General features: G+C 64.6%; 5 protein-coding genes. 1 reads left to right on the forward strand and 4 read right to left on the reverse strand.

The window, feature by feature from the left end:
- Position 1: 1 nt before the first annotated feature.
- Genes E0L29_RS06600 through E0L29_RS06610 form a run of 3 tightly spaced genes read right to left on the reverse strand, consistent with a single transcriptional unit; the run spans position 2 to position 4,849 of the window.
- Entirely contained in the window at positions 2 to 2,176 is a 2,175-nt protein-coding gene (locus E0L29_RS06600) for an NHLP family bacteriocin export ABC transporter peptidase/permease/ATPase subunit (RefSeq protein ID WP_131356601.1), read from the reverse strand.
- On the reverse strand, positions 2,173 to 3,744 hold the full coding sequence (locus E0L29_RS06605) for a TolC family protein (protein ID WP_165498838.1): 1,572 nt from the start codon (positions 3,742 to 3,744) through the stop codon (positions 2,173 to 2,175). The genes E0L29_RS06600 and E0L29_RS06605 overlap by 4 nt, the downstream gene beginning before the upstream one ends.
- Positions 3,731 to 4,849 (reverse strand): NHLP bacteriocin system secretion protein, encoded by a 1,119-nt coding sequence (locus E0L29_RS06610; RefSeq protein ID WP_131356607.1) that lies wholly within the window; start codon positions 4,847 to 4,849, stop codon positions 3,731 to 3,733. Before E0L29_RS06610 ends, E0L29_RS06605 begins: the two co-directional genes overlap by 14 nt.
- 94 nt (positions 4,850 to 4,943) lie before the next feature.
- Between E0L29_RS06610 and E0L29_RS06615 the strand changes: the two genes are divergently transcribed.
- Positions 4,944 to 6,398, forward strand: coding sequence for a radical SAM protein (locus E0L29_RS06615; protein WP_131356610.1), 1,455 nt, complete (start codon positions 4,944 to 4,946; stop codon positions 6,396 to 6,398).
- A gap of 895 nt (positions 6,399 to 7,293) precedes the next feature.
- Here the strand turns inward: E0L29_RS06615 and E0L29_RS06630 are convergent.
- Positions 7,294 to 7,509 carry a Nif11-like leader peptide family natural product precursor gene (locus tag E0L29_RS06630; RefSeq protein ID WP_131356613.1) on the reverse strand — a complete coding sequence of 72 codons (216 nt, stop codon included), beginning with the start codon at positions 7,507 to 7,509 and terminating at the stop codon, positions 7,294 to 7,296.
- Positions 7,510 to 7,670: the final 161 nt, after the last annotated feature.

Raw genomic sequence — 7,670 nt, forward strand, 5'->3', positions numbered from 1 at the left:
CTCATTGCGTTCTTGCCAGTTCCGCATAGCGGCCGTCGAGGGCCAAGAGCGAGGCGTGCGTGCCCCGCTCCTTCACCGTTCCCCGCTCGAGCACGATGATCTCGTCGCAGTCGCGGATCGTGCTCAGCCGGTGCGCCACGATGAGGCAGGTGCACCCCCGCCGGCGGATGTTCATGTCGATGATCTTTTCGGTGCCGGGGTCGAGCGCGCTGGTGGCCTCGTCGAGGATCAGGATGGAGGGCTCGCCGGCAAGGGCGCGGGCGATTTCGATGCGCTGGCGCTGCCCGCCGCTGAAGTTCATGCCCCCCTCCGAAATCGTCGCCTGGTAGGCGCCGGTGCGCCTGGCGATCACCTCATCGATGGCGGCGTCCGCCGCCGCCCGCTCGATCTGCTCCTGCGGCATGGTGCCGTCCCACATGGCGATGTTCTCGGCGACGGTGCCCTCGAACAGGCTGATCTCCTGGTCGACCATGCCGACCGAGGCGGAGAGGCGCTTTTGGGCCAGCTCCCTTCGGGGAACGCCGTCGAAGAGGAGTTCGCCGGACCACGGCTCGTAGAGGCCGGCCAGCAGCTTCGATACCGTCGACTTCCCGGACCCCGATCCGCCGACCAGCGCGACCCGCTGGCCCGGTGCCAGCTTCAGCGAGAAGTTCTCGATGAGCGGCGGCTCGAGCAGGTTGTAGCCGAAGGTGACGTCGCGAAGTTCGATATACCCCTCGAGCCGTTCATGCAGGACCCCGTCGTCCTCTTCGCCGGCAAGCTCGACGTCGTTGTCCATCACGTCGTCGAGCCGCTGCAGGTCACCCTCGGCCTCCTGCAGCTTCTGGCCGAGGGTGACCATGTCGTTGACCGGGGCGAGGAACGACATCACGAGACTCTGGAAGGCGATGAGCATGCCCATCGTGAGCTGCCCCTCCATCACCCGGAGGCTGCCGGCCGAGAGGATGGCGATGTTGCCCGCCGACTGCAGGAACGGCGGCAGGGCGAGCAGGAAGAGCGTGGCGAGCTGCAGCTGCTGCTGGCCGTTGACCATGTTGGCGAAGAGCCCCGACCAGCGGGAGAAGAAGTCCGGCTCGGAACCGGAGGCCTTGATGCTCTCGATCGTCCTGATGCCGTAGAAGGTGGTGCCCATCAGCTTGCCCGTGTCCTGCTGGAACTTCTGGTTCAGCACCACGCGCCTGCCGGAGACGTAGAAGAGCGCCGCGGCGTTGAGCGCGGCGATGAGGATCGCCACCAGGGTGAGCAGGGCGTCGTAGCGCAGCATCAGGAGCGCATAGAAGGCGATGAGGAGGAAGTTGAGGGCGTTGGCGCTCAGATCCCCCGCCACCAGCGTTGCCACCTGGTCGTTGAGCTGCACGCGGTTGGAGATTTCGCCGGCCTGGCGCATCGTGAAGAAGCGCATCGGCATGGCGAAGACATGGTTGAAGAACTTCGCCGACGAGGAGAGCGCCAGCTTGGTCTCCGCCCGCAGGAGGGTGTACTGCTGCAGCCAGGTCAGCCCCGCCTGCAGCATCGCCGTAAGAACCATGCCGATGACGAGGGGCCGCAGCCACTCCTCTGAGCCTCCGATGAGGATATGGTCGATGAAGATGCGCAGGAAGGAGGGCACGACGAGTCCGGGGATGACGAGGAAGAGGCTCGCGAGCACGATGTAGGCGAGCGCCTGCTCGAGGCCCGGCAGCCGCTTCCTGAGCGCACGGGCGAGGCTGAAGGGCCGCCCTCCCGGCCGGAACGCCTCCGTTTTCTCGAAGGTGAGCGCCACACCCGAATAGGACTCGCTGAACTCCTGGGGGCTCACCTTCCGCTGGCCCGAAGCCGGATCGTTGATGTAGTAGAGGCCTTTCCGGTACCCCTCGAACACCACGAAATGGTACATGTTCCAGAAGAGGATCAAGGGGAGGTTCTTGCGGTGCAGGTCGTCGATGTCGAGCCGGAGCGCCTTGCCCTCGAGCCCGTAGCGCCCGGCGGCTTCGACGAGGCTGCTGGCCTTGCTGCCGTCGCGCGAGACCCCGCACTCGACACGGAGGCGCTCGAGGGGGACATGCCTGCCGTAATAGGCCAGGATCATGCCGAGCGAGGCGGCGCCGCACTCCACCGCCTCCATCTGCAGGATGGTCGGGGTCCGGACCCGCTCCTCCTCCCAGAGGATCTTCGTCGGAAAGAGCATGAAGCTCATGGCCGCCCCTCCTCCTCTGTCGGCAGAGAGACGAGGTTGGCGGAGGTGAGCCGCACGGAGCCGTCCGTCACCTCAACCAGCGAGCCGGTCGCCATCCTGAGGTCGAGGATCGCCTGCGCGAACGCTTTTTTTGCCGCCAGGAGCTGCAGGTCGGCCGAAGCGAGGTTGTTGCTGGCCGTCTGGAGGTTGAAGATGTCGGAAAGGCCCATCCTGAACTTCTTCATCTCCCCCTCCTTCAGCCGGCCGTAGGCCTCGGCGCTGACGAGGTTGAGCCGGTAGAGGGCGGCGGCGTTCCGCACCGAAGAGAGCGCCGTGGCCACCCCGCTCCCGACGGAGCGCTGCAGCGCGGCCTCCTCGATCCGGCGCTGTTCGAGCATGGCGAGCCTCGTCTGGAACGCTGCCTGGTTTGCACGGTTGCCGCCCTCGATCGCCCAGCTGAGGCTGGCCGAGAGGCTGGTTCCGGGAATGTTGTGGTTGAGTGCCGTGAAGTAGTCGCCGACCTCGTCGCCGGCGCTCGTGCCGCCGTAGCCGCCCCAGAGGGTCAGCGACACGTCGGGCTTCTGTTCGTTGCGGTAGCCTTCGAGGGTGGTGGCGGCAGCCGCCGTGGCGAGCGCTTCCGAGCGGAGGTCGGAACGGTTCCGCAACGCCGCCCGCCGAAGCGTCTCGAGGGAGGGGAGGCCGGCCGGGAAATCGTTTTCCGGCACCGGAAAGTCGTCCGAGGGTTTCGCGGGAACGGGATAGTCGGCAGGATCCTGCCCCATGGCGAGCAGGAGGGCGTGCCAGCGCTCTTCGAGGGCGAGCGCGGCGCTGAGTTCGGATGCACGCGACTGCTGCAGGTAGGCGTCGGCCTGCTCGACCATGAGCCGGGCGATCTGGTCGGCTTCCGCCAGCACCCTCGTCGCGTTCAGCTGGTGCCGGGCGCTTTGGGTGAGGAGATGGGCCAAATCGAGCTGGCTGCAGGCGTAGACGTAGTCCCAGTATGCCGAGGCCGTCCGGTAGGCGCTTGTGGCGAGCGTGGCGACGAGCTGCTCCTGTTCGGCCTCGAGCGACTGCCGGGCTGCATTGCGCGTCGCACGGGAGAGGTTCCGGCTGCCGAGCCCCCTGGAGAGCGGAACGACGATGCTCATGCCGGCCGATCCTTCCGTCTCGGCCGTCGTCCCCTCGAGGTTGGTGGAGCGGCGCACGAGAGAGAGGGTCGGCGCCAGCGTGATGCCGGAGGGGAGGCGCTGGCTGAGGGCGAGCGAGGAGGAGAGGGTATGGCGGTTGCTTCCGCTCTCCGCCAAACCGGCGTCCTTGCGGTAGCCGGATGAGAGTGTGAGCGAAGGGTCGTAGGTCGAACGCGCCTCGGTGAGCGAGGCCTCGCTCTTCAGGACCTCCCGGCGTTCGCTCTGGACGGCGGGGGCGTATGTGAGGCCGGTCCGGACGCTCCCAAGGAGGGAGATCCCCTGTTCGGCCGCATCCTGCGCCTGGAGCGGCACTGCAGGCAGAAAGAGGGCAGCGGCGAGCCAAAGAGCCCGAGAGTGCTTGCGGGCGGACCCGTACCGCCCGCTATGCTTACCCGGCTGCACCCGTGGCATAGTTCTTCAGCATGGGGATGACGAGCTCGATCGGGCGCTTCTGTTCAACGATGATCTTGCCCCGGCAGAGCATGCCGGAGGTGACCCGGACCTCGGGACCCTTGCCCGATGTCCAGCGGTAGCCGCTGGCGGAGCCGGGGTCGCGGAGCAGCTTGACGCTGACCCTGTAGGGAGGGCTTTCGGCGGCGAACGACTGGGCGAGCTGCTGGTTGCGGATGTCGATGGCGATCGACTCGACCGAGACGGGGTATTCGCTGATCTCAAGAACGCGGCCGACGATGTAGCCGCTCTCCTCGGGCTTCACCGTCGCCGGCGAGACGTAGGCGAACATGCCGCTGCGGATCTTCTTGGCATCGCCCGAGGCGACGTAGAGGTCGATCCTGAGCGACTCGGCTTCCTCCTCGTCGAGAGGCTGCAGCTTGAGGAGCTGCTGGCCCTGCGAGACCAGGTCGCCGTTGGCGGCCTGGACTTCGGTGACGATGCCGTCGAAGGGAGCGATGAGTGCGGAACGCCACCGGTAGTCCTCCCGGCTCTTCTCGAGCTTCCTCTCGGCGTCCGAGAGGGATTCGTCGAGGGTGTAGAGGCGGTTTTTGAGCTCCATGATTTCCGGCTCGGCCGCGTTGAGCAGCGATTTCTCGACAAGCCCCTGCCGGTAGAGCGCACGGAGCTTGGCGACCTTCTCCTCCTGCAGCCGGATCTGCTGCTCCAGGAACCTGCGGCGTTCCGACTGGTGGGCGTTCAGGTAGTCGTGTTTGGAGAACGCTTCGAGGAACAGCTGCCTGAGGTCCGGCTGCTCGACGATGGCCAGGACCTGCCCCTTCTGCACCGGCTCGCCGCCTTTCAGGGCAAGGCCGGAGACGACCCCGCCGGTCCGGGCCGTGATGCTTCTGATCGCCCCCGTCGCCATGGTGATGCCCCGGCCGTCGACGGAGGTGTCGACACGGCCGAGCACGCCCCAGACTATGGCGGAGAGGATGAAGACGCCGAGTGAAATCAGGCCGATCCAGCCTCTCCGGTCCGTCACCGGCATCAGCCGGTCGAGCTCGTCGGGCGAGCTGAGCTTCTTGAGCGCTTCCTTGCGGAATTCTGTGGCCATTTCGGGAGTGGTGGCGGGATGGTAATCAAGTAAATAAATCTAATTCATTACTTTCTTGATTACAACACCCTCATCCCTTATCCAGAGAAGCCATATGAACCCCTGGTCGCGCTACAACACCCTTTTCCGGAGCGAACGCTACGGCTGGTTCCTCCATAACACCCTCTCCGCCGTCATGCTCGAGCTCGACGAACGGCACCATGCCATGGCCGTCGCCCTAGAGGAGGGCGCGGCCGGGGCCGGGGCCGCCGATGAGGGCTTCACCGCCCTGCTCGAGGAGCACGGGTTCCTCGCAAACCCCGAAACGGAGAAGCTGAAGCTGATGGAGCTCCGCTACCGGCGCAACGCGGCCTGCTTCGGCACCGGCTATGTGGGTCTGACCATCTGCCCGACGCTCGCCTGCAACTTCAGCTGCCCCTACTGTTTCGAACACAGCCAGACGGATATGGCCATGATGGACCAAAAGACCATCGAAGCGCTCCTGCAGTTCATCAACAGCCACAAGGAGGCCCGGCACCTCTCGGTCAGCTGGTACGGCGGCGAACCCACCCTCGCCTTCGGCGTCATCGAGCGGTTGACTGAAGCGTTCATCGCGCTCTTTCCCGACTATGCCGACGCCGGCATGGTCACCAACGGCTACCTGCTCGACCGGGCGAAGATCGAGCGCCTCAACGATCTCAGGATCACCACCGTCCAGATCACGCTCGACGGAAGCCGGGCCGTCCACGATCGGCGCCGAACGCTCCGCGGCGGCGGCCCGACCTACGAGCGCATCCTGGAGAACGTCGATAGCCTCATGGCCTCCGACTGGAAAGGCCAATGCAGCATCCGCGTCAATGTCGACAACACCAACAGAGACGAATACACCGCCCTCCACCACGAGCTCCTCGAACGCTACAAGGGCAAGAAGCTTCTGGTCTATCCCGGCCATGTCAACCGCTTCGAAGGAGAGGGCCTTACAAAGACCACCGAGCTCCGTACCGCCGAATGGAGCGGCTTCCAGCTCGACTGCTACCGTCGCGACGGCATCACCCCGCGCGGAGGGTTCTATCCGACAGGCGGCGCCCACAACACCTGCATCGCCACCAGCCACCAGGGCTATGTGGTCGGGCCGAAAGGGGAGCTCTACAAGTGCTGGGAGGACGTCGGCAAAGAGCGGATGGTCGTCGGTTCGGTGCATGAGGAGCCGTTCATCACGAACCCGGAGCTGCTTACCCGCTACACCATCGGCACCGACCCCCACAGCGACCCGAACTGCCTCGAATGCAAGGTCTTCCCCGTCTGCGGCGGCGGATGCGTCAACAAACGGATGAGGGCGCAGCAGTTCGGCGAAGGCGGCATCACCTACTGCTCACCGCTCAAGGAGTCGCTCGAAGCCTACCTCGACGCCTACATGGACGTCTGGCACACCAACCAGATCTGCAGCGCCGTGCTCGGCAAGGGCGAGGCGCCCTCGATGGAGAAGGGGTACCGCATGGTGCAGCCGGAGAGGAAGCAGGAGGACGAGGAGACGAAGAACCCGCTTGAACGCCTGGCAACCCAGGAGTAGGCGGTGCTGCCGGTAAGCGACGTGGGCGGGCCGGCACCTGCGGCGCCGTGCTCGACCGGCGCTCTATCGGTCTCTAGGGCAGGGGCGGGGCTCAAGCGCCCGGTGCGCAGGAACGGCCCGCATAGAGAGTGCTGTGAGTGCTGTGAGTGCTGTGAGTGCTGTGAGTGCTGTGAGTGCTGTATCAAGTGGTGGCGCGGTTCATCCCGGCGGCCTGGTACTCTTCCGATCGAGCAATACCGTGCCGGGTGGCGTGGGGGGGCGGCAGGGCGCCGTTCACTAGCAGGGCACGTAGGTTTTAGAATAACCCCCCTCATACGTGGAGCATAAGACGCAAAAACCACCCTCGATACTCGATCCTGCCGAGACGAGAAGCTCGTGCTCGACACCGTCCGCTACTTCGTTATTACTCCAGCAATTAAAACTACGAAGCCTTCGCATAACGAACTTTGGGGTGGCTGAATAGCTTTGCGCCTTTTCCAGGCGATTTCTGCAGATGTCTCAGATGCGAAATTGTCTTCTTCCGAATCGTTTCCTTGTTTTCCGGGGGCTGCCAGGTTCACCCCGACCGGAAACTCCGCCCCTCGGCAACGAGCCTGCGCCGCTTCACGGAACGCGCCCGCCGGCTTTACGAGCAAGGAGCCTCGATCGAGAGGCTCCCCGCAGTACGTCACCCGTTGGCACCGCTGGCTGCCTGGGGGTTTGGGCGAACGGGTAACCACCAAAGGCGATGTGGCCGGATACTGGGTCCATGTCCTGAAACACCTCCACATATCAGGGGCCACCCTGCGTACCTGATGCCGGAGCGGTTTATGATCGCTCCGGCATCACACGGGTACGACGGGCGGAGACGATACCCCATGGATGGGGGGCTGGACGTGTGGGCAGGCGGCCAACACTACCAATTCCAAATCCCGCCACCCCCGCCTACTACCGCGCCGGGGGGTAAGCTCACGCCTTGGACCTCGTTAATTTCCTCACCGGTGCACTCGAATCCTGCCGCTCGGATGGCTTTCAGCCGTTCCTCCGGCGTTTCGATCGCCATGATTTTTTCACGGAACGCTTCGTCCGTCTTCATCTTCTCGACGAATGCTTTGGCCTGTTCTCTCGACATGGGGGCCTCCCTGGTGGCTATGGTTTTGTAAATAGGGTTTGCTGAAGAATTCAAGCCATCGCCCAGCAGCACTTCATCGCCGCACGGGAAGATGACCACTTGAACAAATTTTGGATTACGTCAAGCTCCAAAAGGAGCCATTCAAACAGGCGCAAAAAAGG

Origin of the sequence: Chlorobium sp. N1, from assembly GCF_004332115.1 — a bacterium.
Taxonomy (GTDB): domain Bacteria; phylum Bacteroidota; class Chlorobiia; order Chlorobiales; family Chlorobiaceae; genus Chlorobium.